The sequence below is a fragment of the Arthrobacter sp. ZGTC131 genome (assembly GCF_002929275.1).
Lineage (GTDB): Bacteria > Actinomycetota > Actinomycetes > Actinomycetales > Micrococcaceae > Arthrobacter.
In genome coordinates this window covers 1-26,487 of the sequence record NZ_PJIK01000025.1, presented here as the reverse complement: position 1 = coordinate 26,487, position 26,487 = coordinate 1, and the positions used below count along the sequence as shown (strand labels likewise).

General features: G+C 66.0%; 29 protein-coding genes and 1 pseudogene. 13 read left to right on the top strand and 17 right to left on the bottom strand.

The window, feature by feature from the left end; translation table 11 throughout:
* Positions 1-52: 52 nt before the first annotated feature.
* Positions 53-826, bottom strand: a complete 774-nt coding sequence (locus tag CXQ90_RS20595; RefSeq protein WP_258064662.1) for a lipoate--protein ligase family protein — start codon at positions 824-826, stop codon at positions 53-55.
* On the opposite strand from CXQ90_RS20595, the gene CXQ90_RS20590 reads away from it, so the two are divergent.
* A complete protein-coding gene (locus CXQ90_RS20590; protein WP_104141207.1) occupies positions 819-1,202 on the top strand; it encodes a DUF2177 family protein in 384 nt (127 codons plus the stop codon). The two genes, CXQ90_RS20595 and CXQ90_RS20590, sit on opposite strands and share 8 nt — an antisense overlap.
* A 15-nt stretch (positions 1,203-1,217) precedes the next feature.
* Here the strand turns inward: CXQ90_RS20590 and CXQ90_RS20585 are convergent, their stop codons facing one another.
* Positions 1,218-2,021, bottom strand: a complete 804-nt coding sequence (locus tag CXQ90_RS20585; protein WP_104141206.1) for a thioesterase family protein — start codon at positions 2,019-2,021, stop codon at positions 1,218-1,220.
* Positions 2,022-2,258: 237 nt separating this feature from the next.
* On the opposite strand from CXQ90_RS20585, the gene CXQ90_RS20580 reads away from it, so the two are divergent.
* Both CXQ90_RS20580 and CXQ90_RS20575 read left to right on the top strand, forming a co-directional pair.
* Complete coding sequence (locus CXQ90_RS20580; RefSeq protein ID WP_104141205.1) at positions 2,259-2,963, top strand: endonuclease/exonuclease/phosphatase family protein; 705 nt, start codon at positions 2,259-2,261, stop codon at positions 2,961-2,963.
* A gap of 26 nt (positions 2,964-2,989) precedes the next feature.
* The gene (locus CXQ90_RS20575; protein WP_258064660.1) at positions 2,990-4,690 is read left to right on the top strand and encodes a SulP family inorganic anion transporter; all 1,701 of its coding nucleotides are present in this window, start codon (positions 2,990-2,992) and stop codon (positions 4,688-4,690) included.
* A gap of 8 nt (positions 4,691-4,698) precedes the next feature.
* Here the strand turns inward: CXQ90_RS20575 and CXQ90_RS20570 are convergent, their stop codons facing one another.
* The 5 genes from CXQ90_RS20570 to CXQ90_RS20550 form a co-directional block, all read right to left on the bottom strand.
* The gene (locus CXQ90_RS20570; protein ID WP_104141204.1) at positions 4,699-6,435 is read right to left on the bottom strand and encodes a DUF5671 domain-containing protein; all 1,737 of its coding nucleotides are present in this window, start codon (positions 6,433-6,435) and stop codon (positions 4,699-4,701) included.
* Entirely contained in the window at positions 6,432-6,896 is a 465-nt protein-coding gene (locus tag CXQ90_RS20565; protein WP_104141203.1) for a hypothetical protein, read from the bottom strand. Before CXQ90_RS20565 ends, CXQ90_RS20570 begins: the two co-directional genes overlap by 4 nt.
* An 8-nt stretch (positions 6,897-6,904) precedes the next feature.
* Positions 6,905-7,093: a DUF1918 domain-containing protein gene (locus CXQ90_RS20560; protein WP_104141222.1), complete on the bottom strand. Its 189-nt coding sequence runs from the start codon at positions 7,091-7,093 to the stop codon at positions 6,905-6,907.
* A gap of 83 nt (positions 7,094-7,176) precedes the next feature.
* Positions 7,177-7,503 carry a TraR/DksA C4-type zinc finger protein gene (locus CXQ90_RS20555; RefSeq protein ID WP_104141202.1) on the bottom strand — a complete coding sequence of 109 codons (327 nt, stop codon included), beginning with the start codon at positions 7,501-7,503 and terminating at the stop codon, positions 7,177-7,179.
* Positions 7,504-7,565: 62 nt separating this feature from the next.
* Entirely contained in the window at positions 7,566-8,096 is a 531-nt protein-coding gene (locus tag CXQ90_RS20550) for an NUDIX domain-containing protein (RefSeq protein WP_258064658.1), read from the bottom strand.
* A 32-nt stretch (positions 8,097-8,128) separates the two neighbouring features.
* On the opposite strand from CXQ90_RS20550, the gene CXQ90_RS20545 reads away from it, so the two are divergent.
* The gene (locus CXQ90_RS20545) at positions 8,129-8,635 is read left to right on the top strand and encodes a metallophosphoesterase (RefSeq protein WP_104141200.1); all 507 of its coding nucleotides are present in this window, start codon (positions 8,129-8,131) and stop codon (positions 8,633-8,635) included.
* Between the two features lie 78 nt (positions 8,636-8,713).
* Here the strand turns inward: CXQ90_RS20545 and CXQ90_RS20540 are convergent, their stop codons facing one another.
* Both CXQ90_RS20540 and CXQ90_RS20535 read right to left on the bottom strand, forming a co-directional pair.
* Positions 8,714-8,890, bottom strand: a complete 177-nt coding sequence (locus CXQ90_RS20540) for a CsbD family protein (protein ID WP_104141199.1) — start codon at positions 8,888-8,890, stop codon at positions 8,714-8,716.
* Between the two features lie 368 nt (positions 8,891-9,258).
* Positions 9,259-9,744, bottom strand: coding sequence for a DUF1810 domain-containing protein (locus CXQ90_RS20535; protein ID WP_258064656.1), 486 nt, complete (start codon positions 9,742-9,744; stop codon positions 9,259-9,261).
* Between the two features lie 378 nt (positions 9,745-10,122).
* Between CXQ90_RS20535 and CXQ90_RS20530 the strand changes: the two genes are divergently transcribed.
* Positions 10,123-11,505: an ammonium transporter gene (locus CXQ90_RS20530; protein WP_258064655.1), complete on the top strand. Its 1,383-nt coding sequence runs from the start codon at positions 10,123-10,125 to the stop codon at positions 11,503-11,505.
* Between the two features lie 32 nt (positions 11,506-11,537).
* Here the strand turns inward: CXQ90_RS20530 and CXQ90_RS20525 are convergent, their stop codons facing one another.
* Positions 11,538-12,191 (bottom strand): DNA alkylation repair protein, encoded by a 654-nt coding sequence (locus tag CXQ90_RS20525; protein WP_104141197.1) that lies wholly within the window; start codon positions 12,189-12,191, stop codon positions 11,538-11,540.
* A 255-nt stretch (positions 12,192-12,446) separates the two neighbouring features.
* On the opposite strand from CXQ90_RS20525, the gene CXQ90_RS20520 reads away from it, so the two are divergent.
* The 3 genes from CXQ90_RS20520 to CXQ90_RS20510 all read left to right on the top strand — a co-directional run bounded on the left by CXQ90_RS20520 (position 12,447) and on the right by CXQ90_RS20510 (position 15,347).
* The gene (locus CXQ90_RS20520; protein ID WP_104141196.1) at positions 12,447-12,824 is read left to right on the top strand and encodes a cupin domain-containing protein; all 378 of its coding nucleotides are present in this window, start codon (positions 12,447-12,449) and stop codon (positions 12,822-12,824) included.
* Between the two features lie 347 nt (positions 12,825-13,171).
* Positions 13,172-14,248: a glycoside hydrolase family 16 protein gene (locus tag CXQ90_RS23095; protein WP_258064654.1), complete on the top strand. Its 1,077-nt coding sequence runs from the start codon at positions 13,172-13,174 to the stop codon at positions 14,246-14,248.
* Between the two features lie 205 nt (positions 14,249-14,453).
* Positions 14,454-15,347: a ribonuclease Z gene (locus CXQ90_RS20510; RefSeq protein WP_104141195.1), complete on the top strand. Its 894-nt coding sequence runs from the start codon at positions 14,454-14,456 to the stop codon at positions 15,345-15,347.
* A 55-nt stretch (positions 15,348-15,402) separates the two neighbouring features.
* On the opposite strand, the gene CXQ90_RS20505 is transcribed toward CXQ90_RS20510, so the two are convergent.
* The gene (locus tag CXQ90_RS20505; RefSeq protein WP_104141194.1) at positions 15,403-16,374 is read right to left on the bottom strand and encodes a dienelactone hydrolase family protein; all 972 of its coding nucleotides are present in this window, start codon (positions 16,372-16,374) and stop codon (positions 15,403-15,405) included.
* Between the two features lie 120 nt (positions 16,375-16,494).
* On the bottom strand, positions 16,495-17,997 hold the full coding sequence (locus tag CXQ90_RS20500; RefSeq protein WP_104141193.1) for an APC family permease: 1,503 nt from the start codon (positions 17,995-17,997) through the stop codon (positions 16,495-16,497).
* Positions 17,998-18,341: 344 nt separating this feature from the next.
* Here CXQ90_RS20500 and CXQ90_RS20495 point away from each other — a divergent pair, with 344 nt between their 5' ends.
* Positions 18,342-18,782: a hypothetical protein gene (locus tag CXQ90_RS20495; RefSeq protein WP_104141192.1), complete on the top strand. Its 441-nt coding sequence runs from the start codon at positions 18,342-18,344 to the stop codon at positions 18,780-18,782.
* Between the two features lie 166 nt (positions 18,783-18,948).
* Here the strand turns inward: CXQ90_RS20495 and CXQ90_RS20490 are convergent, their stop codons facing one another.
* The gene (locus CXQ90_RS20490; protein ID WP_104141191.1) at positions 18,949-20,037 is read right to left on the bottom strand and encodes a class I SAM-dependent methyltransferase; all 1,089 of its coding nucleotides are present in this window, start codon (positions 20,035-20,037) and stop codon (positions 18,949-18,951) included.
* A gap of 173 nt (positions 20,038-20,210) precedes the next feature.
* Positions 20,211-21,833, bottom strand: coding sequence for a response regulator transcription factor (locus tag CXQ90_RS20485; RefSeq protein ID WP_181038657.1), 1,623 nt, complete (start codon positions 21,831-21,833; stop codon positions 20,211-20,213).
* A 1,328-nt stretch (positions 21,834-23,161) separates the two neighbouring features.
* Here CXQ90_RS20485 and CXQ90_RS20475 point away from each other — a divergent pair.
* On the top strand, positions 23,162-23,653 hold the full coding sequence (locus tag CXQ90_RS20475; protein WP_104141188.1) for a cupin domain-containing protein: 492 nt from the start codon (positions 23,162-23,164) through the stop codon (positions 23,651-23,653).
* A 156-nt stretch (positions 23,654-23,809) separates the two neighbouring features.
* Entirely contained in the window at positions 23,810-23,953 is a 144-nt protein-coding gene (locus CXQ90_RS22535) for a hypothetical protein (protein ID WP_181038656.1), read from the top strand.
* 103 nt (positions 23,954-24,056) lie between these two features.
* Here CXQ90_RS22535 and CXQ90_RS20470 read toward each other — a convergent pair whose 3' ends face one another.
* Positions 24,057-24,617 (bottom strand): alpha/beta hydrolase, encoded by a 561-nt coding sequence (locus CXQ90_RS20470; protein WP_104141187.1) that lies wholly within the window; start codon positions 24,615-24,617, stop codon positions 24,057-24,059.
* Positions 24,618-24,727: 110 nt separating this feature from the next.
* Positions 24,728-24,892 (bottom strand): hypothetical protein, encoded by a 165-nt coding sequence (locus CXQ90_RS22530; RefSeq protein ID WP_181038655.1) that lies wholly within the window; start codon positions 24,890-24,892, stop codon positions 24,728-24,730.
* Between the two features lie 8 nt (positions 24,893-24,900).
* On the opposite strand from CXQ90_RS22530, the pseudogene CXQ90_RS20460 reads away from it, so the two are divergent.
* Positions 24,901-25,376: pseudogene (locus CXQ90_RS20460) on the top strand (hypothetical protein); the annotation flags it as partial.
* A 74-nt stretch (positions 25,377-25,450) separates the two neighbouring features.
* On the opposite strand, the gene CXQ90_RS20455 reads toward CXQ90_RS20460, so the two are convergent.
* Positions 25,451-25,735, bottom strand: a complete 285-nt coding sequence (locus tag CXQ90_RS20455; RefSeq protein WP_104141185.1) for a hypothetical protein — start codon at positions 25,733-25,735, stop codon at positions 25,451-25,453.
* A gap of 213 nt (positions 25,736-25,948) precedes the next feature.
* On the opposite strand from CXQ90_RS20455, the gene CXQ90_RS20450 reads away from it, so the two are divergent.
* Positions 25,949-26,487: AAA family ATPase (locus tag CXQ90_RS20450; RefSeq protein WP_146068946.1), on the top strand; the 539-nt coding region annotated here is incomplete at its 3' end.

Below are 26,487 nucleotides of genomic sequence, written 5' to 3'. Positions count from 1 at the left end.
CGGCGTGTGGCTGCGGACCGGCCAGGGGTGCTGAAAAGCCAGGGCCGCCGGGCTACGGTTGCAGGCTGCTGAATTCCGCGTGCCTCAGGTTTGCGTAGCCGGCGTACGTGCTCACCACGGCCTCCTCGATGGCGTCGACGTCGAGGTGCGGCACGAGGTCGTTGACCGCCCCTGCCGTCGCCGGGTCCCAGTCCAGGCCGAGGGCAGCGTAGCTCGCTGTGAGGACACTCCGGATGGGCGCCGAGTTCTCGACCACCACCACGGAACTGAACAGCCAGCCCCCGGACACCACCCGCTGGGCCGTTCCCACCAGCTTGACCTGGTGCGCCGGGAAGTACGGATCCGCGCCGTGGACGCTGTATTCACCCGGGCAGTATTCACCCGGGATCTCCCCGACGGCAGCCTGGACGCCGGCACTCCGCAACGCCTGGGCAAGCATCTCGCCGAAGAACGCGAACCGGCCCTTGGCTCCCGCAATGGCGTCGGCGTGCGGCTCCACATGGTCGATGATCAGCGTGCCTTCGTGATAGGCCGCCGCTCGCCCTCCGGCCTTCCGGATCAGCGGCTCAAAGCCCAGCTCGCGGCAGGCCTGTGCAGCGGCACCGAACCCGGGCAGATGGGTGTCGCGCTGCCCGAAGGCCACCGTCGGCGCCGGCCGGTACAGCCGAAGGGTCGGTCCGATCCCGCCGGTCCTGGCCTGGCCCAGCAGATCGATCCCGAAATCGAGGTCCCTGACAGCCCCCAGCGACTTCTCCTGGCGGACGACGGTCAGTGTCCGCGAGTCAGCCCCGGCCTGCTGCATATTGCTAAGCTCCCTTATGGTCATATTGCAATTCCTGGTCGTAGCCGCTGCCTTCGCCGCCATCGACGCCGTGTGGCTCAAGCTCATGAACCCGTTCTACCGCAGCCACATCGGTGACTTGCTGGCCGACCGGCCCCATCTAGGGTACGCCGTGGCTTTCTACCTGATATACATTGCGGGAATCGTCTTTTTTGCCTTGCGGCCGGCGCTCGACGACGGCAGCTGGCTCACCGCCGTCGGCTACGGAGCAGCGCTGGGCGCCTTCGCCTACGCGACTTATGACCTGACCAACGCCGCGACGCTCAAGGCCTGGCCCCTGCAGCTGATTCTCGTGGACATGGCCTGGGGCGCGGTGCTGACGGCGCTCGCCACGCTGGCCGGCTGGCTGGTGTTCCACTAGCGGCAGCGGTCCGGGTCAGGACTTCCGCAGCGTGAGGATCTGCTCCGCCCGGCCGAACGGACCGGCGAGGTCATGCAGCACTGTTGACGTGAGCCCGATCCCGTCTGCGCCGAAGGACACGGCGTTGTCCAGGCCAAGCCACTCACCCTCGGGCCTGCGGTACATGTGGATCTGCAGGTCCAGGTTGGGGAACGCATAGCTGTCCCTGCCGGGCGGAACCCGTGCGGCAATGCCGTTTGCCGTGTCCACGAGCCCCATTAGCCTGGCCAGGTCGGTGCTGTCGGCAGCATCAGTCAGCGGATGGTCGGTCCGCAGCCAGACCTTGCCCGCGCCGGGCCGGTGCCCCTCTGCCACCCGCATTTCGAGCGACCGGATGTACCCTCCCGGCCAGACGCTGGCGCCGTCGTAAGGCTTGCATTCGTCTGGCGACGGAATGACGGCGTCTTCGACGGCGGCGACGGCGGACGTGTCGCTGGTGATCATCCGCCAGGCCGTTGCCCTGATGGCCACCCGCCCGGCCGCCACGAGTTCCGCCTGTACGAGTTCGATGGTCCGGCCCGGCCGGAGCGTGCTGGTGACGACGTCGAACTCACCGCCCGGAATCAGTCCCAGGATCTCGTAGCTCAGCCGCGCCATGCGCATGTCGCTGCGTGGCTCGTGGCGGTCCAGCCGGTCCGCCAGCAGTCCGGAGGCAGGAGCCATGTGCTGTTCGTGCTCGTTCCAGGCCCCTTGGGCGTGGATGGTGGAGCGGAAGCGTCCGCCGCCCAGGTCCTGATAGTAGAAGTCGCCGACGGCGAGTTCCGGCAGTGCAGCAGTCAACGTTGACCCTTTCGAAGCTTGGTACTGGCCCGGAATCACACTATCGCCTCCGGCGCGGGCCTGCAGGGACCGGCCGTACGCCGCGGGACCGGCGCAGGGCCGCGGAGACCGGTCACCCGTCCACGCGCCGGAGGTAGCAGGCCCGCCGCGCGCTTAAAGTTACCGATCTCCATATGATGTTCTGGGTAGACTCGGAGACTGGTCCTTCTAGCAGCCCTCGGAAGAGGTGTTCCACTGATGCGAGTAATTAGCTACAACCTCCGCAAGCACAAGGCGAGCGGCGAACTGGTCAGCCTGGCCCGCAACTTCGGGGTAGACGCCCTATGCCTGCAGGAATGCGATGCCGCGGAGCTTCCGGTGACGCTCGGCCCCCTCCATCTGGCCGACTCCACCAAGGGCAACCGGCTGGGTCTGGCAATCTATTACCGCACCGACCGGTTCACGGCGCTGGAAACCAAGACGTTCGCCCTGCACAAGTCCATGCACGACCGCGTCATGGCACCCGCCCACGAGCGCCTGATCGGGACGCGCATGGTGGACAACGCAACGGATCATGAACTGGTCATCGGCTCATTCCATGCGGCCCCGCTCACCGCGTCGAACTCGCTGCGCCGCAAGCAGATCCATGCGGCCCACGCGGAACTGCTGAGCATGGGCGAAGGCCTCATGACCCTGATGGTCGGGGACTTCAACTACCCGTTCTTCACCAAGAACCTCCACGCCCACATGAAGGACTCCGGCTACGCGCTGTCCCTGAGCGACCGCATGACCTATACGCGGTACAAGGTCTTCAAAGGCCACTTTGACTTCGCCACGTCCCTGGGGCTGGACATCGAGAGCGTGGAGACGCTGCCGCGGGGCAAGTCGGACCACCTTCCGATTCTGATTACCGCCGAGTACGGGCAGGACCGTTCACCGATCGAGGCGCAAACCGTTTCATGATGTGACGGCTTCTCCGAGGGGGACCCGTGAGACTGCGCCGGGACTGGATCAAAAAAGCCGTACCGGGCGTCCACCTTGCCCGGAGCTATAAGTGGTCCTGGCTGAAGTCCGATCTTGCGGCCGGAGCAGCACTGAGCGCGGCGCTGATTCCGGCAGGCATGGCGTACGCTGAGGCGGCCGGCCTGCCGGCCGTCACCGGCCTGTACGCCTCTATTGTTCCCATGCTCTTCTACGCCGTCTTCGGCCCTTCACGGGTGCTTATCGTCGGGCCGGATTCATCGCTCGCTCCGATGATTGCGGCGGCTGTCCTCCCGCTGGCCGGCAATGAACCGGAGCATGCCGTCGCGCTGGCCGGTGTTCTCGCCATCCTGATCGGCGTTTTCCTCATCGCGGGCCGGATTTTCCGGCTAGGGTTCGTGACCGGCCTGCTGTCGAAGCCCATCCGGGTCGGCTACCTCAACGGCATCGCTCTGGCCGTCATCGTCAGCCAGGTGCCCCGGCTGCTCGGGATCACGGTTCCGGGAGGGCCGATCCCGGACAGGGTGGCAGCCACGGTGGATGCCGTCCTTCAGGGGTCCGCCAATCCCCTCGCCGTGTTGTTCGGGGCGGGAACGCTGGCGGTCATCATTGCCGGCCGCTTCCTCCCGTGGAAGATACCTGTCGTGCTGCTGGCAGTGGCAGGGTCAACCGCCGTTGCCGCAGCGATCGGGGCGGGAGACGGCCTGGCCATGGTGGGCGCCCTGCCGCCGGGGCTTCCGGCACCTGCTTTGGGCGGCGTCAGCGCGGATGAGGTGATAGGCCTGATCGGACCGGCGGCGGGCATTGCGCTGATCGCCTTCGTTGACACCTCCGCACTATCCAAGAGCCTGGCCGGGCACAGCGGCGGCCGCAGCGGCGGCAACCAGGAAATGGGTGCGTTAGGCATCGCCAACGCAGCAACCGGGTTGTTGGGCGGCTTTCCGGTCTGCGGGAGTTCGTCACGGACGCCCATAGCCATCGACGCCGGAGCCCGCACTCCGTTCAGCGGCATTGTGGCAGCCGGACTGGTAACCCTCTTCATGGTGGCCGCACCCAATGTGACTGCCTTCCTGCCGACAGCCACGCTCGCCGCCATCGTGATCGTGGCCGCCGCGTCACTCGTGGATGTCCGAACGGTTTGGCGGCTGGTCAGGATGAGCCGGACTGAAACGCTGCTGCTGCTCGCGGCGTTTTTGGGCGTGGCCTTCGTCGGCGTCCTTGAAGGCATTGTCCTGGCCATTGCGCTGTCCCTGATCGCGTTTGTCCGCCGTGCGTGGGATCCCTACCGCACCGAACTGGCCAGCCTCGACGGCGTTCCCGGGTATCACGACCTGACGAGGCATCCGGAGGGCAAGCGGGTGCCCGGCCTGGTGGTCGCCCGCTTTGATGCTCCGCTCTTCTTTGCGAACGGCGAAGTTTTCGCGGAGCATATCCGGAGCCTCGTCAACGATGCGCCAGGTCCGGTGCACTGGGTGATCGTTGCAGCGGAGCCGATCACCGATCTCGACACCACCGCTCTGGACGAGCTCGTCCGGCTGGACGATGAACTGGCCCGGCTCGGAACCAGCCTGGTGTTCGCAGAGATGAAGGGGCCCATCAAGGACCGCATGATCAAGTTCGGGGTCAGCAGCAGGTTCGGACCCGACCACTTCTTTCCAACCATCCACAGCGCCGTACGTAGCTACAAGAAGACGAGGGGACTCGAATGAATCCCCTGCTACTCCCCGCCCGCCAAGGGAACCACGTCGATCCGGGCATCCGGGCCGATGACCACGAGCACGCGCTCGCCGCTGACACCTTCCAGTGCCTGGGCCAGTAACCCGAGGTCCGGCTGGTTGGGCCTGCCCGAGCCGGTCAAACCGCCGTCGGCCCTTTTCCAGACGGTGATTCTAGCCCCGCCCGCGTCGCTGATGACGCGGGACAGGGGCGCGGGGTCGGAGCCGGTCACCAGGATGACGTGTCCGATGGTGCGCCGCGGGGGCGGCGCCCCTGGCGGCAGGGCTGCGCGTTCCCGCCTCCACGCACCGTAGTGATAGCCGGCCACGAGGCCGGTGGCCACTAGCAGGCCGAGCGGTGCCCGCACCCGCCCGGCGAGGCTCCCCCGATTTGCGCCGTCAAGCAGATATTCGAATGCCTGGTAGCCGATGACCAGCAGCGTCACGAGGGCCACCACGGCGCTGAGCCCGAAGATCGCAACCAAGTAGATGCGCCGCCCGCCCGCTCCCTTCCCGGACGGCGGAGCACCGCTTTCCGGGCGATCCTCCGCCCCGGCGCTGTCCGCCCCGGCCCTGTCCGGCCCAGCCCCGTCCGGATGGCCGGTTGGATTCCATACCCTCCACCAGACGGGCCCGCCGATCGCCAGGGCACTGATGCCACCCAGCAGCAGTGTCCTCGTGTCCGTCCCGGCGAGTGTGGTCTCGGCCAGCCCCAGCGCGGCGTTGACGATCACGCCTATCCCGGAGGCGGCGGCCACCAGGGCGGCTCCCGAGGCGAGCAGCCGGACTGCCTGCCGCATCTGTCCGGACCGTCCGTCCGCCAGCGCCGCGTGGTAGGTCCAGAGGAGGGAGCCTATGGCCGCCGCCGCAAGGGCAGGCCCCAGCGGGTCCAGGAGCCTGCTGGCGGGATCCCTGTCGAACACGAGCCGGAGCAGCACGAACAGTGCCGTGACCGTCCCTGAAAGCGCGAGAATGCAGCCGCCGAGCACTCCGAAAACGGCCACTGCCACGTTGGCCAGCCCTGACGACAGGAATCTGCCCCCGCCGGGGATCCAGTGCCACCACCAGACCAGGCATCCCCCGGCCGCCCAGACGAGCGACTGGACAACGGAAACCCACCACGGCCGGCCCAGGGACGGGGCCACGGCAAGCACCTGCAGGGCCGCATCGAGGAGGCCACCCAGGGCGGTGATGGTCCCGCCGGTGCCGAGAATGAGTCCGAAGACTGACCCCACCACCGTGGGCACGCCGTTGAGGCGTCGGGGCCCTTTGCCGGGGTGCAGCCACATCCACCGGTGCCATGCCCAGACGCCGGCCCACACAATGCCTATTGCCAGCGACGGACGCCACTGTGCCGACCCCCCTGCAACGAGCTGCGCGCCCATGCCCAGAAGGGCCGCGGCGGACGTGATCAGTGCAACGCCGTAGATGCCGGCAACGTAGAGCCCCCAGCCGAGCGAGGCGCGCTCCGCCTCCTCGCCGAGCCGCCGCCACACGATCCACCACAGGATGGCAGCGAGCGACCCGCCAACCACGGCGAAGGCCAGGGACCTGGCGAGGCCGCCGACGTCGTTCGCTGCGAGCGCGGCGCCGGCGGCCAGCAGCCGGTCCAGCAGGCCGGCCAGGCCGGATGCGCCAACGAGCACGAGGGCAAACAGCAGCAGGAAAACGACCAGACGCCGGACCGTGGGCAGCGCGGAGTGCGTTTGCTGAACTGCCGCGGGCCGGACAGGACTCACGGCTTCACCAGAGGTTCCGGGCAGACGGTGAGCTGCCACGGGGCGGTCTTCACAAGCCATCTGCCGTTGACCTTGACGAGGTCAAACACGGCCTCGGTCTCATACTCCGGGTTCCCGAAGGGCCCGTTGCCGTTCGAGACGGAAAGCACAACGCGCACGTCCGCTGATTCAGGGCGTTCCGTCGTCGATAGCAGCGTCACCCTGAGGCTGTCGGTTGCAGCGCGGTCAACCGGTCCGCACTGCCGCTCTGAACTCTCTGTCAGGTAGCGGGAAGCGCCGGCCTCATCGCCGTCGAGGACGGCCGCCGCATAGCGCTGCACCACGCCCGCCGGCGTGTCCTCCGCCAGCGGCTCGGGCTGGCCGCTGAAAAAGACCGCGGCCAGAGCTAGCACCACGAGGCCGGCAATGACGGACAGGATAACTATCAGGATCCGGTCGGGCCGCCCCGCGGGTGCGCTCATCCCGGGCGCTACGTGGCGCGGCGCTCGACGGTGAAGTCGCCGCCGGGATACATAATTGTCTCGTGCCCGTCGTCAAAGCGGACGAAGTACGGCGGTGTTCCGTCGGGGCCGCGGACTTCGAGAATCTCACCGTGACGGTCCGACGATTCCACCGTCCTGCCGTGGATGATGATGCGGTCTCCCTGGCTTGCCTGCATGGCAATCACCTCCCAGCCCCTAGCGTACGATGCTCTTCCGCTGTGGGGAACAGCCAGCAGGGACAGGATGAGGGCCGCCGTGGTCAGGCCTTGCCGCTCGCGTGCAGGATGCAAAACGCAGTCCAGGGCCGGGCTTCCAGCCGCCCTTCAGCGATCTCTTGCCCGCACACCGCGCATATGCCGAACGTGCCGGCTTCGATCCGTTCCAGAGCGGCCTCGACCTGGGCGAGCCCGGACCTGCTCTGGTCCAGCAGCGCCGACGCCTGGGAGAGTTCGAAGGCGATGGTGGCACCTTCGGGATCGTGCTCGTCGTCCACGTTGGAGTTTTGCCGCGCCGCGTTGGCCGAGGTGATGTCCGCGCGAAGCGCCGGGAGCAGGGCCAGCCTCCGGGCGCGTTCCTCTTCAAGCATGATCCGGAACCGCTCAGTGTCCGGCCGCCCAGTGTCAGGCCGCCCAGTGTCAGCCACGATGCTCAGCGCCCGTCATGGAGCAGGGGCCGCCGGTGGTTCATCAGCTTCTCGCTGAGCGCGGGCCAGGACGCGGCGAAGGCGGGGTGCAGGTTTATGGCGGCCACTTCGTGGACCGGGATCCAATCCAGTTCGATGCTTTCGGGATCGCTGATGGCAGGCTCAAACGGTTCCACGACCTGCACCGCTACGGTCGTATAGGACCAGTAGCCGACGTCGAAAACGGAGGTGAAGAGCACCCTGACGTTCTTCTCCGGGACGGCGGCCTCCTCGAAGGCCTCGCGCAGCGCACCCGTGACAGGGTCCTCTCCCTGGTGCAGCGCGCCACCGGGCAGGCCCCACGTCCCGCCGTGGTCGCTCCACGTGGCGCGGTGCTGCAGGAGGATCCCCTTCCCGGCGTCGTGGGCCAGAAGTCCGGCGGAGCCGAACCGGCCCCAGAAGCGTCCATGCTCCCCCTCCACCCAGGCATCGCCCGGATCACGCGGACCGAGCGGACGGCGGGGATCTCCGGGCGACGGCGGCACAATTTTTTCCATCGTCCCAGTCTGCCCCATGGGAGGATGCTGTGATGAGCCTCCGGCTGCTGCTAGTTTCCGACACCCACGTCCCCCAGCGGGCTCGGGCGCTTCCTGATCAGGTGTGGGCCGCCGTCGACGCCGCAGACGTCGTGTTCCATGCCGGCGACTGGGTAAACGCCGAGCTGCTGGACATGTTCGAACAGCGAAGCAGGCGGCTGGTGGGGGTCTACGGCAACAACGACGGCGGTGACCTTCGGCGACGTCTGCCGGAGTCGGCCAGCGTGACGCTGGAGGGCGTGCGCTTCAGCGTGATTCATGAGACCGGCCAGGCTAAGGGGCGCGAGGAGCGCTGCGAAGCGCTCTTCCCGTACGCAGACGTCCTGGTCTTCGGGCATTCCCACATTCCCTGGGACACGACGTCGGCCGGCGGCCTTCGCCTGCTCAACCCCGGCTCACCCACGGACCGCCGGCGCCAGCCGGTGTGCACGTACATGACCGCCGTCGTCGGAAACGGCCGGCTGGGGGACGTCGAACTCGTGGAGGTCAGGCGGCCGTAGGCGCTGCCCCGGACGGCAGGAAGCCCCGCCAGCTTCTGCAGGCGGGACTTCGAATCAATTCAATCGGGTTGAAAGCGGTCAGTCGTGCTTGAACGCATCCTTGACCTTTTCGCCGGCCTGCTTCAGGTCCGCCTTGGCCTGGTCTGCTTTGCCTTCCGCTTCGAGGCCCTCGTCGTCCCTGGCCTTTCCGGCGCCTTCCTTGGCCTTGCCGGCAAGCTTTTCCGCTGTGTTATCGATCTTGTCGTCCAGACCCATGCCACTGTCCTTCCGTCTGCGCGGCCCGCTGGCTGCGGGCTGGCTAGTGCTCCCAGTGTAGAACCGCCGGCGGGACGGGTGAAGGAGCCGAAACCCTGGGGTTCAGTCCAGCGACAGCCCGGCAGACCCCCTATTTGGGGGGTCCGGCCAAGACCACCTGTTCTGGTCTGACGACCGGCTTTTCCCAAGACGTACAGGCGAGAGTAAGGGTGTCCTGAAGTTACAGGTAGCCGCGAACCTTCGCTGCAGGACTGCCGGGTCCGGGCGCACTCCCCCCAGAAGCGCCGGACCCGGCTCCACCCCTCCAGCGTCGGCGGCGCCGCGCTCGCCGGAAACGGCCGTGAACAACCCCGGTCAGCACAGTCCGGTCAGCTCCAGGGACTCCAGCCCGGGCCCCTTGCTGCCAGGAGCCTGTCGGTGCCCGAGTCCGGTTGCCCTTCGAAATACTTATCCAGCACCCGGTGGAAGGCCGCTTGCCCCGGTGCTGCGCGCAGGAAGAGCGTCATGGATGAATGGAGCTTCAGCGCGTCAATGCCGCCGAATATCTGAGTGGCGTTTCGGGCGTTGAGACCGGCCACAATGTCCGCGCATTCGATGAGCCGGGGGCCGAGCACCGGATGCTGCAGATAAGCCCTGGCTTCCTCGAGGGAGGCGAGGGCATACATCCTGGACGTGGCGCTCTGGCCCAGCCCGGCGATCTGGGGAAAGACAAACCACATCCAGTGGCTCCGCTTGCTTCCACTCCGAAGCTCGGCGACGGCCGCGTCATACGTGCCGCCGTCGTTCTGGGCGGCCACAAACCGCTCCAGGTTGTACGCGTCATTCACGGCCGGCCCGGCAGGATCGCTACTCATACCTCATGGTGAGCGGACTGCTTCCGGCGGTCAAGATCCGTGATGTGCGACGGCGGGACCTTGCCCCGGGCGGATATGTTTCGTTCACGGGCCCGTAACACACCCTCAAAACGCCTCTTTCGCAGTCTTGTGTGCGGAACTGGCCCAGATCGGCGGCCCTGACTGCAGGCGACACCTTATTTCGGCCCCCTCCAAGAGGCGTCGTTAACAATCCGGAAACAGAACGGTCATCCGGGCTTTACGCAACGCCTTTTCCTGAAACGCCGGTGAAACTTCCCTCGCCAACACCTGAAACAAACGTCGACGAATATCGGTAAGGGGCTTGGGACCGGCGGCAGCGGTCTCCTGTACGGATGACTTGTTGCGAAGGGAACACGCGTGGAGATCACTGCGGCGAACGTTTGGATGATGGTGTCGGCGGCACTGGTGCTGCTCATGACCCCGGCGCTGGGGCTCTTCTACGGCGGCATGACCCGCGCCAAGGCCTCCCTCAACATGATCATGATGAGCTTCGTGTCAGCCTGCATCGTGGGCGTCGTCTGGGTGCTGTGGGGTTACGCCATGAGCACGGGTGAGGGATTCCTGGGCCTGTTCGGAAACCCGTTTGCCAGCTTCGGTCTGGAAGGCCTGATGGGTACCCCCGAACTGATCAAAGCGGGCTACGCCGGTACGTTCGCCATCCTCACGGTGGCCTTGATCAGCGGTGCCGTTGCAGACCGCGCCAAATTCGCCGCCTGGGTGGCCTTCGTTCCGCTCTGGGTCACGCTTGTTTACTGCCCCCTCGCCTTCATGGTCTGGGGCGGCGGCCTCATGAGCCAGGGCGGAGCCGTCAGTGCCGTCTTCGGACAGGTCATCGACTTTGCCGGCGGCACCGTCGTCGAAATCAGCTCCGGCATGGCTGCACTGGTCCTTGCCGTCATCGTCGGCAAGCGGCACGGCTTCGGGAAGGACCCGGGCCACCGCCCGCACAACGTTCCCTTCATCATGCTCGGCGCAGGCATCCTGTGGTTCGGCTGGTTCGGCTTCAACGCCGGCGCCGCCACCACGGCGGAACAGGCAGGCCTGATCTGGATCAACACACTCACGGCTCCGGCCGCGGCGATGCTCAGCTGGCTCGTCACGGAGAAGGTCCGCCACGGGCATCCCACCTCCCTGGGTGCCGCATCAGGTGCCGTTGCAGGCCTCGTGGCCATCACGCCGTCGTGCGCCAACATCAGCCCGCTCGCCGCCGTCGGCCTTGGCTTGGTGTCCGGCGTGGCCTCCGCACTCTTCGTCGAGCTTAAATTCAAGTTCGGCTTTGACGACTCGCTCGACGTCGTCGGCGTACACCTGGGCTCCGGCCTGGTCGGCACGCTGGCGCTGGGCTTCATCGCCCTCCCTGTCAACGGCGAAGGCGGCGGACTCTTCTACGGCGGCGGGGTCCAGCAGCTCGTGGCCCAGACCGTGGCCGTCCTCATCACGCTGGCACTCTCCGGCCTCATGACGGCGGTCATCGGCGTCGGAATCCACAAGACCATCGGGTTCCGCGTCAGCCACGAGGACGAGGTCACCGGCGTGGATCTCTCCGAACATGCCGAAACCGCCTACGAGTTCGGCGGACTGGGCCCCAGCCAGTTCCACCCGCTGCACCAGCACATCCACACGGCACCGTCCTTGCGGCCGGAGGAGGAAGCGGCAGCTGGCACGGAACTCGAGCCGGAGGAGTCGCTCGAAGACGCCGTGGAAGCCGATGACCTTGGGCGGGTAACCGCCTCGGTGTAATTCGTGGTCCCACCCGGACAAGCGCGGCGAAGCTATGCGCCGGATGGCAGGCGCAGTTCCGGCCGGCTCTTCGCCAGCTCGTCCAGCACCATGCGGACCGCCTCGCCCGCGGCCGATCCGTCCGCTCCGGTGTCCCCCACCCCGGCAAGAACCGTCCGCACGCGGCGGGCGAACCTGTCCCACTCGCCGCCGCCTGCCCGGAGTTCCCGGAGGGGTGCCATGAGGGCCGCGCGGCGCAGCCAAACGTCGGGCTCGCCCGCCCACCGGTCCAACACAGCGTGGGCGCGGGCCCTGCCCCGGGCGTCGAGTCGCTCCATCAGCGGACCGACGACGTCCACGGCGAGCGGGTCAACAAGGGCCCGCATGCCCGCCTCCCGCACAAATCCTTCGATCCGCGTCAGGTCTGAGTTGGTGAGCAGCTCCACCCTGGACTGCAGCAGGACGACGGCGGCCAGGCGACGTTCGTACACCGGTACAGACCACAGCTCGGAACTGAGCGCGGTGACGTCGCCGCGGGTCAGCCCGGTGTGGCGGCGGAGGGCGTCGCGGACGGTGCCGCGGACCGCTCCCACCGATGCGCCATAAAACTGCAGGTCGCCGCCGAGCCTGAGCCGCATCTCGTCAGCCCTGTACCACGACGCTTCGCGCTGCAGCGCGTCGTCGATGAAATCTCCAGCAGCACTCACTCCCCCATTCTTCCGGTCCGGGTGGCCGCCCGTCGACTCGTATTAAGCGCATTTCGAATGGGACGGCAGGAGCAGGGTTGGGGGCACGCGCAAAGCTATCGACAAGCTTGGTCCGACGGAGGAAGCTATCACCGTACGCGATTCGCAGTCCGGATTGGCGTCAATTCTGCGGCAGCGCCAGCCGATCCTGCTGGCCGGTTTCCTGAGGGAACGCGTCCAGCACAGCCCAGCCCCGCCATGAGAGAAGGAGTGCAAATGTCCCAGAACGTTGTCACTCAGCTGAACGTGAAGTCCCACAACTCCCCCGACGAAAAGCGCCGCCCGGACAAGGCCGAAGTGGACGTCGTCACGGTTGGGGACTACACCATTGGACGGTTCACATTTGAGCCCGGCTGGCGGTGGTCCGAGTCCATCAAGCCCGTGGCTAAGACCGATTCGTGCCAGAACAGCCACGTGGGCTTCTGTGTTTCCGGGAGTCTCGTCGTCGAGACGACCGAGGGGAACCGGATCAACATCACCCAAGGCGACTCCTACACCATTCCTCCGGGCCACGACGCGTGGGTTGAGGGGAACGAGTCCTTCACGGGCATCGAGTTCTTGAGCGCCGCCACGTTCGCGAAGGCTCCGGAATAGCCGGACCGTGCCGGCAGGGTTAACCTGCCGGCACCGGCTCATGATGGCTCCCGCCAAATTGTTTCAATGCGGCGTTCCCGCACGTCAGATGGGCGCCGGCTACCGTGGCCGTAATCCGCACGGTCCTTGTGGTTTGCCGACAAAGATCACGATCAAGTAACGTTGGCGCCTGGCCCTGAAGGGCTGGCCCTGACGGGCGCCGGATGCCTGGACGCTGGGCCCGGATGCGCTGGGCGGCACCGTGTCCGCTCCGGCCCCACCGACGGGGCCCAGAAACGCTTCGCGCTTTCTTCATCACCACAGTTGCGGCTGCCGCATGCATGGCAGTCCTATGCCCGGAGGGTTTCTTGATCAAGAAGAACATAGCCATAGCACTTAGCATCGGTGCGCTGTCCCTGACCGGATGCAGCATCGCTCCCACCTCCCAAAAAGCGGCAGGCCCGGCCCCTGCCGAGGCGGCGTCGGCCACGTCCGCCACAGTCGGCGCGTCAGCCCCGTCGTCGACCGGCCGCGCCCCAGCTACCACCGCCAGCAAGGCCGCTGAGGCCAAGGCCGTGGCTGCCAAGGCCAAGGCCGCCGCGCAGAAGGCAGCCGCAGAAAAGAAGGCTGCTGCCGCGCAGAACGCAGCCGCGGCGCAAGCAGCACCTGTTGTGAACGCCAAGCCGGTGACCGCAGCACCGGCACCTGCCGCCGCTGCTCCGGCCTCTGCCGCCCCGGCCGCTGCGCCGGCAAAGGTCGCGCCCGCCGCTGCCCCGGTGGCGCCCGCCGCAACTGGCAGCGGACACCAGGCAGCCGCCGTGCGCGGCTGGGGACCCGTCATCGCCGGCGACGAATTCTCCAACACCGGCTCACCGGACCGCACAAAGTGGAGCGTGTACAACGGCCCCGGCCATGCGGGCAAGGGCGTCCGCAGTCCCCAGGCCTGGTCGGTTGCCAACGGCGTCGCAACGGTAAGGGGCGATGCGGCCGGCACCACCGGCGGCATGTCGGCCAAGTTTGGGAACCAGAAGTACGGCAAGTGGGAAACGCGCATGAAGACCGACGCACGGGACCCGCAGTACCACCCGGTGCTGATTTTGTGGCCGGACAACGATGATTCCAAGTGCGCCGAAATTGACTACGCCGAGGGCACGGCCGATACGGCGCAGATGAAGTTCTTCCTGCACTACGCCTGCGGCGGCGGGGATTTCCAGACCACAGCGGCCAAGCCCGTGGATACCACCCAGTGGCACAACTACGCGGTGGAATGGACCCCGGCGGGCATCACCGGCTACATCGACGGAGTCAAGACCTTCACCGACACGAACCCGGCCCACCAGCCGTCGGGCAGCATGCACCAGACGCTGCAGCTCGACTGGTTCCCCAACGGTTCCAGCACCGCACCCTCGCAGATGCAGGTTGATTGGGTGCGCGTCTACAAGTAGACAGCGCCGCTTCGGCCGCACTACCCGCTGGCTTTCGTCGGTCAAGGGTTACCAGGTGACAGAAGCATCAGCACGAGCACCGCAGGGTGGCCGCAGCACGCGGCCACCCTGCGGTGCTCGTCGTTAAGGGGCAGTCCGGCTGCAAAGCGGACATTGCCCCATGCGCCATGGCCGAGCGCCGCAGGCGGGTGAGAGACTCAGGTTCATGCGTGAACTTGTCGTCCTCGGCACCGCCTCCCAGGTTCCGACCCGGACCCGGAACCACAACGGGTACCTGCTGCGCTGGGACGGCGAGGGCCTGCTTTTCGACCCCGGAGAAGGCACGCAGCGGCAGATGATCCACGCCGGCGTCTCGGCAACCCAAATCACTCGTATCTGCCTGACGCACGTCCACGGTGACCACTGTTTCGGACTGCCCGGCGTGCTGTCGCGGATGGTGCTCGACGGCGTGACCCACCCGGTCCACCTGCACTATCCGGCCTCCGGCGGGGACGTAGTACAGGCACTCGTGTCCATCGCCTCACCGGGCCTTGATTTGCGGATGCTGCCGCACGCGGGCCCTGAGGAGATCGCGCCGGGGCTGGACGTGCGGCCACTGCGGCACCGCGTCGAGACCTACGGCTACCGGCTCGTCGAGCCTGCCGGCCGGACCCTGCTGCCGGACCGTCTGGCAGCAGCCGGCATCAGCGGTCCCGACGTCGGCCGGCTGCAACGCGAGGGAAGTCTGCGTGGCGTGCGACTGGAGGACCTAAGTGTGCCGCGGGCCGGGCAAAGCTTTGCCTTCGTCATGGACACGGCGCCTTGCGCGGGTGCCGAGGAACTCGCCGACGGCGTCAACCTGTTAGTGGCCGAGTCGACATTCAGCGACGACGACGCCCATCTCGCTACGCAGTACGCTCACCTGACCGCCGGGCAGGCCGGTGAGCTGGCGGCCAGCGGCAGTGTCGGCACGCTCGTCCTCACGCACTTCTCCTCTCGCTACGCGGACGTCAACCTGCTCGCCGAACAGGCGAGGGCTCGCGCAGGTGCGTCCGCCGTCGTCGCCGCGAACGATCTGGACCGGATCGCGCTGCCCAAACGCCAGCGGGCCTCCTCATAAGGCATCGCAGGAGCGGAAGGCCGGCACGGAGCCCGCTCCGCAGGTTGGCGATCCGTCAGACGTGCTGACGGAACCAGGCCAGGGTGTCGTTCCAGGCGGCGGTGGCCTGCGCCTCGTTGTAACGCTCGCCCGTGTCATTGTGGAACGCGTGGTCGACGCCGGGATAGACCTTGAGTTCGTGGCGCACCTCGGTGGCGTCCAGCGCAGCCCGGAGTTCCGGCATCGGTCCGGTGATCCTGTCGTCGAGTTCGGCGTAGACGCCCAGAACGGCCGGCTTGATGGTCGGAACTTTATCCAGATCGGGAGCGGGTCCGTAGAACGCCGACGTAGCCTTCAGGCCGGTCAGCTCCGTCGCCGCCTGCCAGGTGATGCCGCCGCCGAAGCAGTAGCCGGTCATGGCGATCCGTCCTGCGTCGACGTAGGCCTGTGAGTTCAGGTAGTCGAAGGCGGCTTTGAAGTCGGCGACATGGCGTTGCGCCCCGGCCTTGGTCAACGCACCCGGTACGGCGTCCCGGTCGAGACTGGCGGTGCCGCCTTCTCTGCTAAGCAAATCCAGCGCGAGGGCCGCATATCCTTCCTTGGCGAAGCGGCGCGCCACGTCCTGGATATGCGGGGTAAGGCCGCGGTTCTCGTGGCAGACCAAGACTGCCGGGCCTGGCTTGTCCCCTTCGGGCCGGGCTAGGTAACCGCTGACGTCGGCACCGCCTGCAGGAACCTTCACGGTTGCCGTCACCAAGCCTGCGGCACCCTCGGGAACAGACAGCGGGCTCTTGGCTCCAGGAACTGCGCCGGCAGTTGCAGTGCCGGTCCCGGGCGTGGACGGCGTGGGCGTCGGCATGGGGTCGGTGGCGCGCGGAACTTCGCTTGGCGAGCAACCGACCAGCGTCATCGCGGCAGCCGCTGCGGCCATGCTGCCCGTGATGAACGCCACCCGACGCGTGAACGTCCGCTGGCTCATGGCGCCAGCGCGGTAGTCGTCAAAGAATTCCTCGATCAGGTACTTCTCAAACTTGCCGAGCTGGGTCATTGCGGGCCTCCTGGAGTTTTGCGGCATATCCTCCTCCGAAGTCCGTCGACGGGCAAGAGGGTGGCCAATTTTCACTCCCCGCGGCCGGAGCGTTTGGAGGCAGGCAGAGGATCCGCGGTTCTACTCGGTCCGACTGGGTGGAGGTTGGCCCTGGTTGTCCTTGCCGACGTTCTGTGTGCCGACAGGTCCGCCCGGCTCCTTGTTGGTCTTCCTGTTGATCAGCCAGGTGATGAACCACAGCACGACGCCGATCGCCATCAGCCCGCCGGCGACCTGATACTGGATGGGGTTCCGGCCAACCCACGGACCGGCGAGGAAGGCGCACAGCAGGGCCGCCACCAACGGCAGTTGCCCCGGCGAGGTGAAGAAGACCTTGCGGTTGGGGTCCCTCTTGCGGCGAAGGATCAGGCAGGCAACGTTCACCACGGTGAACACGCACAGCAGCAGGAACGCCGTCGTGCCGGACAGGTTGGCCACGATATTGCTCTCCGGGTCGCTGCTGACGTACCAGATCAGCCCCAGCGCGAGGAGCGTGGAGAACGCGATGCCGGCCCACGGGGTGCGTCGTCCCGGAAGAACTTTGCCCAACGGTCGGGGCAGGACGTCCTGGCGGGCCATGCCATAGATCAGGCGGCTCGCCATCAGCATGTTGATCAGCGCCGTGTTGGCCACCGCGAAGACCGCGAGGAACGGGAAGATCCTGTCAATCGGGAAGTCCGGTGAGCCTTTGTGGACCACCTCGAGGAGCGCGGCGCCTTCGGCCTCCCGGATCTGCTCAAGCTCGGTGGGCGTGAGGACGCTGACCACGGAGACAGCCACCAGCATGTAAAGGATCACCGCGACGCCGAGGCCGGTCAGCATAGTGCGCGGGAAGATCTTCTCGGGGTGCTTGGTCTCCTCGACCATGTTCACCGAGTCCTCGAAGCCCACCATGGCAAAGAAGGCGATGGAGGTGGCAGCGGTGACTGCCAGGAATAGGCCCTTGTCCTGGTAGTCGTTGAAGACAGTGATCTCTTCGACGTTGCCGGTTCCTTGAGCCATCACGTAGAAGCCGACACCGATGACGATGCACAGCGCGATCATCTCCACCAGGGTGAGCACCACATTGAACTTCACGCTCTCCCCCACGCCGCGCAGGTTGATCGCTGCCAGGAGCAGCATAAAGCCGAGGGCAACCGCGGTGATCGCCTCCCGTCCGGGCAGGCCCATCCAGCCGTTGATCGCCATGCCCCCGAAGAAGTTCTGGGCAAGGACGTTCGCCGATGTGGAGGCACTGGTAACGCCGGAGCAGACGACGGCGAACGCGACGAGGAAGGTGACGAAGTGGATCCCGAATGCCTTATGGGTATAAAGCGCCGCACCCGCCGCCTGGGGGTACTGCGTGACCAGCTCCAGGTAGGAGAAGGCGGTCAGCGTCGCGACGACGAATGCGAGCAGGAACGGCAGCCAGACGATCCCGCCGACTTGGCCGGCCATCGTTCCCGTGACGGCATAGACGCCGGCGCCGAGGATGTCACCGACGATGAAGAGGAGAAGGAGCTTGGGTCCGAGGACCCGCTTTAGTTCATGTGTCTCGCCTTCGGGAGTTACATCGAAGACTTTGTCATCGGACGTGGTGCTCATGGCTGACCTCCACAGCGGGTACACGGCTCCCGAGAGCCGCGGCAGGGCTCGTACTTCACTTTCGCCCTCGCGCGTCACTTTGGCAACAGAAGTGTGGAGTATTTGCTGGAGGGAAATCCGCAACGGACTTGGTAACACCACCTGTTCCGGCAGTCCGACGGCGGTTATCGGCGGTTGGCTGGGCTTACTCGGCGCACTATTCAGCGGGGGCCCGAGAAGCACACCTACCGGCCGCACGTCCTACCGTGCCACGATGAGCAGTGCGTCCCTCCGCTCCACGCTTGAGCGGCGCGCACTCCCCCGTCGGCATTTGCCGCCGGGCCGGGTTTATCAAAGGAGATGCCATGCCCATGGCAATTTTCGAGATTGAGGTTTACGCCGTTGTTCACGGACGCAACACAACGGAGGAGATCGCGGCAATCACGGTGTACGGACCGCTCGCGGCCTCGGGCATCCGGCACTACGCCCAGCTGCTCTTTTCCCCCTCCGCGAGCGGGCTCAGTGGCGTGGCGGACACCGTTGGGCTGAGCTCCGTCGGTATCCGGATTTTCGCGGACCTCCCGTACAGAGATTTCGCTCCGATGTACGACCTCGTGCGTAACGAGGCTCCGGTGCATCTGTCGTACGAGTACGGGTCGAGCCCGACGGCGACGAAGCCGCTGAACTACGTCGGCATACTAAGCAACAGCCTCGAAACACCGGGCGAAGGCCCATCGGACGCCGACTCGGTCAAACATTTCATCCACACGTCGCTCAAGGACCTGCCCGCCGACACCGCGGAATGAGCATCAGGTGGGATGCCATTCCTGACAAGAATTGCTCCTCGGACAGCGAACTGCTCCCATACATAAACTGCTCCCCGAAAGTCAGAGCTGAATTCTCAGTCCAACTTCCGGGGACCAGTTCATGTCATGGGCGGGACTATTCGGATATACGTTTGCCGGCAGCGTGCTACTTTCTGGCGATGAAGTAGGCGTTGAACGGATCCGATTCGATCTCCTTGGACTCCACGTCCGTGAAGCCGGCGGCGGCGAGCATCAATAGCGCGAGCTGTTCACCCCAGACGGTACCCAGCCCGTCGCCGTCGAGTCCGAGCGAAACGCTCATGCAGTGAAAGGTTGAGATCGCGTACAGGTAGCTGCCCCAGGGGAGCTCAATGTTCTCCTCCACCTTGCTGGATGCCTTGATGTCCACCATCAGGAAGATCCCGTCCGGCCGCAGCGCGCGGTGGATGTTGCGCAACACCGCCGCCGGATGCGCCTGGTCGTGGATGGCGTCGAAAGCCGTCACCGCGTCGAAGCGGGCCTCGACGTCCAGGCCTGCCACATCAATGAGCTCGAAGCTGGCGTTCGCCAGTCCCAACCGTTCCGCCTCGCCGCGGGCGGCACGGATGGCTCCCTCGGAGAAGTCGTAGCCGGTGAACCTGCTGGCCGGGAAAGCCTGGGCCATGAGGTTGATCGCGTGGCCGCTGCCGCAGCCGACGTCTGCGACGTCGATCCCGGCCTTCAGGCGTTCAGGCAGACCGGGTACCAACGGCAGGATCACGTCCAGCAGTGCTGCGTCGTGTACCGCCGCGCTGGTCTGGGCCATGTTCCGGTGGAAGTGGGGGTAGTCCTCGTAGGACAGCCCGCTGCCGTGCCGAAAACGCTCGATGATCTTCTGTTCAACCTCGCCCATCATGGAAATGTGCTGCATCAGAATGGCCAGGTTGTCCGGGCCCGCGGCGCTGGTCAGGACGGCAGCATGCTCGCGGGGCAGCCAGTACGTCCCGGCCGCCGGGTCGTAGCAGACCACGCGCGCCGCGGTCATTCCGCCCAGCCATTCGCGCACATAGCGCTCCTTTAGGTCGCTGGCGTCGGCTATCTGCTCACAGGTGGCGGCAGGCAAGCCTGCCAGCGCCTCGAACAGGCCGGTCTGGTGCCCAACACTGGTCAGCAGGGCGATCGCGGCATCGTTCAGGATGCCCACGAAGCGTCCGGCAAAAGCCTCGGAGGCCTCGGCGTCGAACTCCGCCAGTGATGTTCCTTGGTCGATGGTCATTGTTGTTCCTCCCTTTGCTACAGGCGTCGGTGCCTGGTTGATTCCAGCGTAGGAATGTCCAGGTGCCGCCGGCATCGGGCGAACGATGCGTTCTGTTCGGAGCCTATGGGGCGAATCATGCAGACGCCGGTACGGGTGGGAGCTGCCCGGCGTCGGCCGGAAGGAATCGGGAGTTAGCGGCGCGGCTGCAGTCCGTGTTCGTGAGCCCAGGCTGCGGCGGCCGTACGCGAGGAGACCCCAATCTTGGCAAAGATGTTCGCCAGGTGCCTGCCGACCGTCTTCTGGCTGATGAACAATGCCTCGGCGGTTTGCTTGTTGCTGGCTCCCGCGGCGGTGAACGCCAGCACGTCCGCCTCGCGCTCGGTTAGCCCGCCGGGAAGTCGGCCCCCCTCGAGCCGGCGGACATCCGGCAGGGCACCGAGTTCGCGATAGATCGCCAGCGCGGTCGCGGAATCCGCAGCGGCGACGCTGGTCTGTCCCAGCCCGCGGTGCGCCTGGGCGAGCAGCTCGTACACTCTGGCTGTGTCGTAGCGGGCGTGGAGGCTCCGGTACTCGTGGACGACGGCCTGCAGCACGGGCAACGCGTCGGCGTGCTGCGACTGTGCGATCAGCATGGCTGCCCGGGCCTGCCCGGCCCAGGCGCGGAAGCCGGCGGTGGCGAACACGGCAGCGGTTTCCTCCAGCCGGACGCAGAGCCGCTCGGCCTCATCAAAGTGCCCGAGAGCTATGGCGATTTCGACGCCGGACACCAGCAGCCGTGCACCTGCCAACCGGTCCCGACCGGCCAAGGCGGCACACAGACCGGCCCACGCCGCCTCGTTCTTCCCGGCGGCATGCTGGAGCAGCGACTCGCCCGGCTGCGGTTCGGTCCCCAACTCCCACGCCCGGGCGTACGCTTTCTCAGCGCCGCTGCTGTCCCCGCGGAGCCGCCGTATTTCGCCCAGCTGGTAGAAGGCCTCGCCCGCCACCCAGTTGTTCCGGCCCACGAGCTCCGCCCCGCCCTGCTCGATCGCATGTTCCGCCGCGTCCCAGCCACCTTCGATGCTCAGTAACTGCAGCCGGTGGATGCGGCAGATGCCGGCAAACACCACCTCCCCGGCGAACTGCTCGCCCCACTGCTCGGTGGCGTCAGTCCAGGCACGCATCCGGTGCAGGTCGGCCAGCTCGTGGCACGCGTGGATTACCGTGCAGTAGATTTCTCCTGCCCATTCCGGCGGCAGCCGGCCGGCGAGTACCGGAAGCATTGCCTCGTCCAGCTGGGCAAAGCCGGACGGGGTGCTGCCACTGCGCAGGTCTGCCAGGCCGGCGAGCACCAAACCGAAGCATGTGAGTGCGGGGACGCGCAGGCTCCGGCCCAAATCCTGTAACCTGGCCGCGGTCTCCCTCGCCGGGCCCAGGTCCGCGAGACTTAGCGCGAGGCTGGCATCGAGGTAGAGCAGATAGCCGTGCTCCGGACCTTCTGGAAGACCCTGCAGTAGTCCCCGGGCACGGCTCACCCAACCGGAAGCGATGACCACGTCTCCACGGATGAACCACAGCAGCCCCAGGTCCAGGGCCGTCATGGCCGCATCTGATGCATCGCCGTCGTCCTGGAAGCGGTGGTAGACGTCCTCGGAAACCTCTAACGATTCCTTCACCTGTCCGAGCCACCACGCGGCTCTGCCCAGGAGACTCAAGTCCCCCGTCTCCAGTTCCGACAATGCTCGGGCCTGGCTGAGCTGCCGGTAAGCGGCATGCCAGTCGCCGCGGGCGTACGCCGTCCGCGCTGTGGCCAGCAACCCGTCAAACTCGTCCATCCCAGACACCACTTCAACGGTAGCGCCGCGGATAGCAGCCGGTCGAGCCACTCGGGGGCACTGGATGCTGCCGACGGCTTCGTTGCCACTGCCGCATTTGACCTCCCGTTCCGGCCGTTTGCGTGGTTGAGATTGTCCTTGACTTTGGCATTGCTGCGGACAAATATGGCGAGGTCCGCACGAAGGTTATCCCTAGCTGTCGGCAGGCCGCCTGAACGGCCTGCGACGTGTAATTTCGTCCGTTGTCGGTGACTATGAGCCGCGGTCGAATCAAAGGAACTTCGCCACCGTAGTGCTCCCGGGCTACCGGATCGAAACATATACGCCCAAGGTAGATCGCGTAGAGCGTTTCATGGCGAGAGTTGTGAGTCTGTCCAGCGGCCCGGCGCTTCAACCTTTCAGGTGCTGCGCTCAGTAATGCCATCCAGCCATGTCGAAGAACCAGTGCATCGCCCTTGCAGCGGGTCAGGTAGGGTGCCTAGGAAACGAATCACTGGGGGAATGATGAAACGGGTCCTACTTACGGTGCTCGCAGGAATCTTTGCCGCGGGACTCACCGGCTGCACGTACGCCGATCCGGACAATAGCAAGAACACCGGCAAGCCGAGTCCCCCGCGACTCCCAGCGCTCCCTCGGCTACATCCCACACGTTGAAGGGGACATTTCAGTCCCAGGCTGCCGCTACCACTGGTACGGCCAGCATCGAGGTGAACGAGTCCGGCGCAATCCTGCAGCTCGAACATGGGCGACCGACCCCGGCGATGATCTTCGCATCATGCTGAGTCCCGGAACTCTGACTACCGGTGCAGGCGGAGAGTCTGCATTGTCATCGACAAGAATGCTGGAGGTTGGCACGTTCCGAGCTGGCGCCACTCAGCGCTTCGTGATGGACTCCCCAATGTGGGACAGCGTGCCGGAGCCGGTCTTGGGCGTGGTGATTTATGACTATGCCACCAAGACCGCGTACGGCACTGCCAACCTCAGCGATCCTTCGAGCTCCCCTCGTGCCACATCTGCAATTGGGGGCTAAGTTTTTAGGCTGGCCAACGGCAGCTACCGGGCCGGGCCACTGCAAGCGGGCATCGAAATTTTCCTGGCCGTGGCTGCCGTCGTGGTTGCCTTTGCCATCCCCACCCCCGAAAGCGCCTGGAGCTCGCCCCGGATATACGCCGGCGGTGCCGCCACCGCGGGGCTCATGATCGCTTGCCGGGCAGCCCGCACCACTGATCGGTCCTCTGTGTCCCGTCACAGTAACGGGGCGGTTTTGTAAATCACCCGTCACGGCATACGGGGTACCGCCGTGGATTCCGCAGTCCTATCATGGCGACATGGACACGGCGACGGGTCCCCACGTCCTCCGTGCAGGCGAAGGCGACGTCACCGGTGAGCCAGAGCTGCTCGACCGGTACCTCCTTGAGAGCGCAGCTTCCTCCGGCCGGGTTGCCCTGGTTGAACACGTGCTGGGGCCGAAGGCGTTGGCGGCCCCCGTGCACCGGCACAGCCGTGAAGACGAATATTCGTTCGTGCTGGCCGGCACACTCGGCGTGATCGAGGAGGGCATCGAGATCACCGCCACGGCAGGCGACTTGGTTTCCAAACCGCGGGGCCGCTGGCACACCTTCTGGAACGCTGGCGATGACGAGCTCCGCGTCCTCGAGATTATCGTCCCCGGAGGCATCGAGGCGCTGTTCCGCCGGCTCGCCGAGCCAGGCGGCGAATACTCCCCCGAGACACTCCCATCCCTCGCAGCCGAGTACGGTGCCGGGGTGGACTTCGAGGCAACCATGCCGCTGGTCGAGCGGCACGGGCTGGTGGTCTAGGGCAGGTCCTCTAAGTGACAAGGTCGCTGGTCGTTCGAGCCCAGTTTTGCCACACACCATAGGGGGCACAGTTCTACCTTGCCCCTGTGAACACGCCCCAATCTGTGGTGGGATGGCGTCATCGGAGACTACGCGGATAGCAACAGGAGGAACATCATGAGCGATCCCGGAACTAAAGGACAGCCCCTCGGCGAGCCCAAGGAATCTGAAAAGGACAACCCGAACGCCACACCCGAGAAGGATCACCCCATCACGGAAGATCCTGACGGCACCCCCGTTGAGAACCCCTCGGGAGGCTGAAGCGGTGCCGGCCGTCGTTAGCCAGGAAGCGGTCATTTGGGTCGGCTAGCAGCCGCACACGAGAGGCCGGATCAGGATGCTGCACGATCGGCGATAGCGGCTCCTAGTGTGACCACAGCAGGTCAAGCACAGCGGGAAGGCTTGTCACCCCGTCTTTGGCCATGAAGTGTCCCGCTCCTGGCTGAACCTGTAGCTGTGCGTCGAGTCGCTTGGCGAGCTCATCCGATGCTGCTGGCGGCACGAAAGGATCCGCGTCCGAGCGGATTACTGCTCGCTTCCCGATACTCCTTGATACGCGTTCAACGTCAACGTCAGTTGCAAGGAAGCCATCCAATTCCGGCAATGCTTCCAGCGGTCTATTGAAGCCGGCCACCAACACAAGAACGCCTAGCTCCCATGGCTCCGGCAGCGCTGCGAGTACTCGCAGTGCAGTAACCGCACCGAGGGAATGTGCCACAATCACTGTTTTCATATCGGGCACCCCAAGGGCCACACCGACAGCGCTCTCCCACGCTGCCGCTTCAGGAGCGTCCGGGGCGGGCAGGGGAACGACAGTGACGCCAATGCCTTCAGCTTGGAGTGCGCCTTCAAGCCAAGGAAACCAGTGTGCATCCGGCGCCGCTTCGTACCCGTGGACAATAATGACGCGCTGGACTTTGCTCATAGGCAATGAGCCTAAGGGGTCCCCCGGCAGTTTTGGGGCAAATTAGGGCAGGTGGAAACCCGGTCGAACCCGGCGAGTCCAGCCGCAGTTGACCCACCAGTCCGGACCCATCAGATAGGTGCCGTCATTGCCCAACCGGCAAGGTGCTTGACCCGCCACGGGAGCAGGAATTCGCACCATAGCGGGTAGTGGTCCGAAATGCGCCAGGAGAGCTCGTTGCGGCTCAGGCCGCGGAAGACGTGCGGGATGAAATCGAAGGAGCCAGCCCGCTGCAAGTAGGTCAGCCTCGGCAGCCACATCGTATTGCGGTCTCGAATGGGGATCTCGGCTAAATCCGCGCCCGGGATGAGCACCGCCTCCGTCACCAACGTCCGGACAGGGCAGCAATCCTGCTTCGACCGGATGGTGGTTGACCTCAACGGCCCCGTAACGGGCTACACGGTCCAGTACGTTCCGGAGATCATCCAGGACGGCACCGGCTTCACGATCCCTGTCCAGGGCAAAGCGCGCCTGCAGGTCATCGTGAATGCACCCTCCTATGACAGCGTTGGCAACGTCACCTACAACCCGGCCGCAAGGGCTGAGCTGTCCAACGTGGCCGGCTACCAGACCTTCCGGCAAGTGGTTTACGCCGGAAGCTTCGAGGGTTCCACCAGCATCGGCCTGGGCGTTCGCGCCCGACTGCCCTTCCGGGTCTTCACCCTCGAGGGGTCAGGGTCCGGTTCCCGGCTGATAGTGGACGTTGCCCACTTCTGGTGACGGAATCGAGAAGGTGCCGCACGCCGCTGATCCGGCGTGCGGCACCTTTTCTGTCCGGCCCGGCTGTCCAGAGGCTACATCTGAAACCGGAAGTAGCTCTTCGGGTCGTCGGCTCCCAGCAGGTCGTGGTGGAAGGCGATGGCATCGACCGGCCGGGTGTCCACGAACAGGACCGCAACCGTCCGGGAATGGACAACGGTGTAGCGGGTGAGGTCTTCCACCCAGGAATGGATCCCGGTGTACTCCTCGACGAACAACCCGTCCCCGAGCAGCCCCCGCTCCTCGAGCAGGTCGTAGACAACATTCCAGGCGAGATCCATCAGTTCATGGATCGCCGCCTCAACCGTTGGAGCCGTCATAGGACCATGGTCCTCCCCTGCACTGACAGGACTGCGCACGAGCGCGGGCGTGTCCTCATGGAGGATGACAAGTCAGCAGAGCAGCCTGCGCCCCACTTCCTCATGGCGCCATCCTAGGGACGGTCCCTACCTTTCGCTACGCCTCTTCAACCTCGGGCCCGCCGTGGTGAGGCCAACCCCACCCGGTCGGGAATCGAGTACTACAGTTGATGCATGGCTGCCAGCCGCAATCCGCTCGACGACCTGCGCGAAACCATCGGCCATCTGACCGAACAGCTCAAGCTGCCCAGTTCGGAGCGCGTCGACGACCTGGTCGGCGATCTCATCGGTGCGAGGCCCGGGCCGGCCCGGCCGCTGTCCGAGGTGCAGGCCGAGCTCGACGCACTGGTCGGACTGGAGACCGTGAAGGAACAGGTGCGGGCCCTCGTCGCACTGCTCCAGGTTCAGGCCCGCCGTAAGACACACGGCCTGCCAGAGGTGGCCACATCACAGCATCTGGTGTTCCTCGGAAACCCGGGCACGGGCAAGACCACCGTGGCCCGGCTCCTGGCTGAGATGTACCGCGCGGTCGGCCTGCTGCAGAAAGGCCACCTGGTCGAGGTCGACCGTTCGGGCCTGGTGGGGCAATACGTCGGCGCGACCGCCATCAAGACGGACCGGGTGATCCGGCGTGCACTGGACGGCGTCCTGTTCATCGACGAGGCCTACGCGCTGGCCCCGGAAGACGGCCGGATGGACTTCGGCCCCGAGGC

Coding starts and splice junctions, on each gene's coding strand:
- CXQ90_RS20470 (WP_104141187.1), bottom strand. CDS start 24,617: ATGAGCAAAGTCCAGCGCGTCATTATTGTCCACGGGTACGAAGCGGCG.
- CXQ90_RS20505 (WP_104141194.1), bottom strand. CDS start 16,374: ATGACCCAGCTCGGCAAGTTTGAGAAGTACCTGATCGAGGAATTCTTT.
- CXQ90_RS20520 (WP_104141196.1), top strand. CDS start 12,447: ATGTCCCAGAACGTTGTCACTCAGCTGAACGTGAAGTCCCACAACTCC.
- CXQ90_RS20510 (WP_104141195.1), top strand. CDS start 14,454: ATGCGTGAACTTGTCGTCCTCGGCACCGCCTCCCAGGTTCCGACCCGG.
- CXQ90_RS20500 (WP_104141193.1), bottom strand. CDS start 17,997: ATGAGCACCACGTCCGATGACAAAGTCTTCGATGTAACTCCCGAAGGC.
- CXQ90_RS22535 (WP_181038656.1), top strand. CDS start 23,810: ATGAGCGATCCCGGAACTAAAGGACAGCCCCTCGGCGAGCCCAAGGAA.
- CXQ90_RS20550 (WP_258064658.1), bottom strand. CDS start 8,096: ATGGAAAAAATTGTGCCGCCGTCGCCCGGAGATCCCCGCCGTCCGCTC.
- CXQ90_RS20495 (WP_104141192.1), top strand. CDS start 18,342: ATGCCCATGGCAATTTTCGAGATTGAGGTTTACGCCGTTGTTCACGGA.
- CXQ90_RS20565 (WP_104141203.1), bottom strand. CDS start 6,896: ATGAGCGCACCCGCGGGGCGGCCCGACCGGATCCTGATAGTTATCCTG.
- CXQ90_RS20595 (WP_258064662.1), bottom strand. CDS start 826: ATGACCATAAGGGAGCTTAGCAATATGCAGCAGGCCGGGGCTGACTCG.
- CXQ90_RS20545 (WP_104141200.1), top strand. CDS start 8,129: ATGAGCCTCCGGCTGCTGCTAGTTTCCGACACCCACGTCCCCCAGCGG.
- CXQ90_RS20490 (WP_104141191.1), bottom strand. CDS start 20,037: ATGACCATCGACCAAGGAACATCACTGGCGGAGTTCGACGCCGAGGCC.
- CXQ90_RS20535 (WP_258064656.1), bottom strand. CDS start 9,744: ATGAGTAGCGATCCTGCCGGGCCGGCCGTGAATGACGCGTACAACCTG.
- CXQ90_RS20580 (WP_104141205.1), top strand. CDS start 2,259: ATGCGAGTAATTAGCTACAACCTCCGCAAGCACAAGGCGAGCGGCGAA.
- CXQ90_RS20560 (WP_104141222.1), bottom strand. CDS start 7,093: ATGCAGGCAAGCCAGGGAGACCGCATCATCATCCACGGCAGGACGGTG.
- CXQ90_RS20485 (WP_181038657.1), bottom strand. CDS start 21,833: ATGGACGAGTTTGACGGGTTGCTGGCCACAGCGCGGACGGCGTACGCC.
- CXQ90_RS20455 (WP_104141185.1), bottom strand. CDS start 25,735: ATGACGGCTCCAACGGTTGAGGCGGCGATCCATGAACTGATGGATCTC.
- CXQ90_RS20555 (WP_104141202.1), bottom strand. CDS start 7,503: ATGCTTGAAGAGGAACGCGCCCGGAGGCTGGCCCTGCTCCCGGCGCTT.
- CXQ90_RS20540 (WP_104141199.1), bottom strand. CDS start 8,890: ATGGGTCTGGACGACAAGATCGATAACACAGCGGAAAAGCTTGCCGGC.
- CXQ90_RS20475 (WP_104141188.1), top strand. CDS start 23,162: ATGGACACGGCGACGGGTCCCCACGTCCTCCGTGCAGGCGAAGGCGAC.
- CXQ90_RS20590 (WP_104141207.1), top strand. CDS start 819: ATGGTCATATTGCAATTCCTGGTCGTAGCCGCTGCCTTCGCCGCCATC.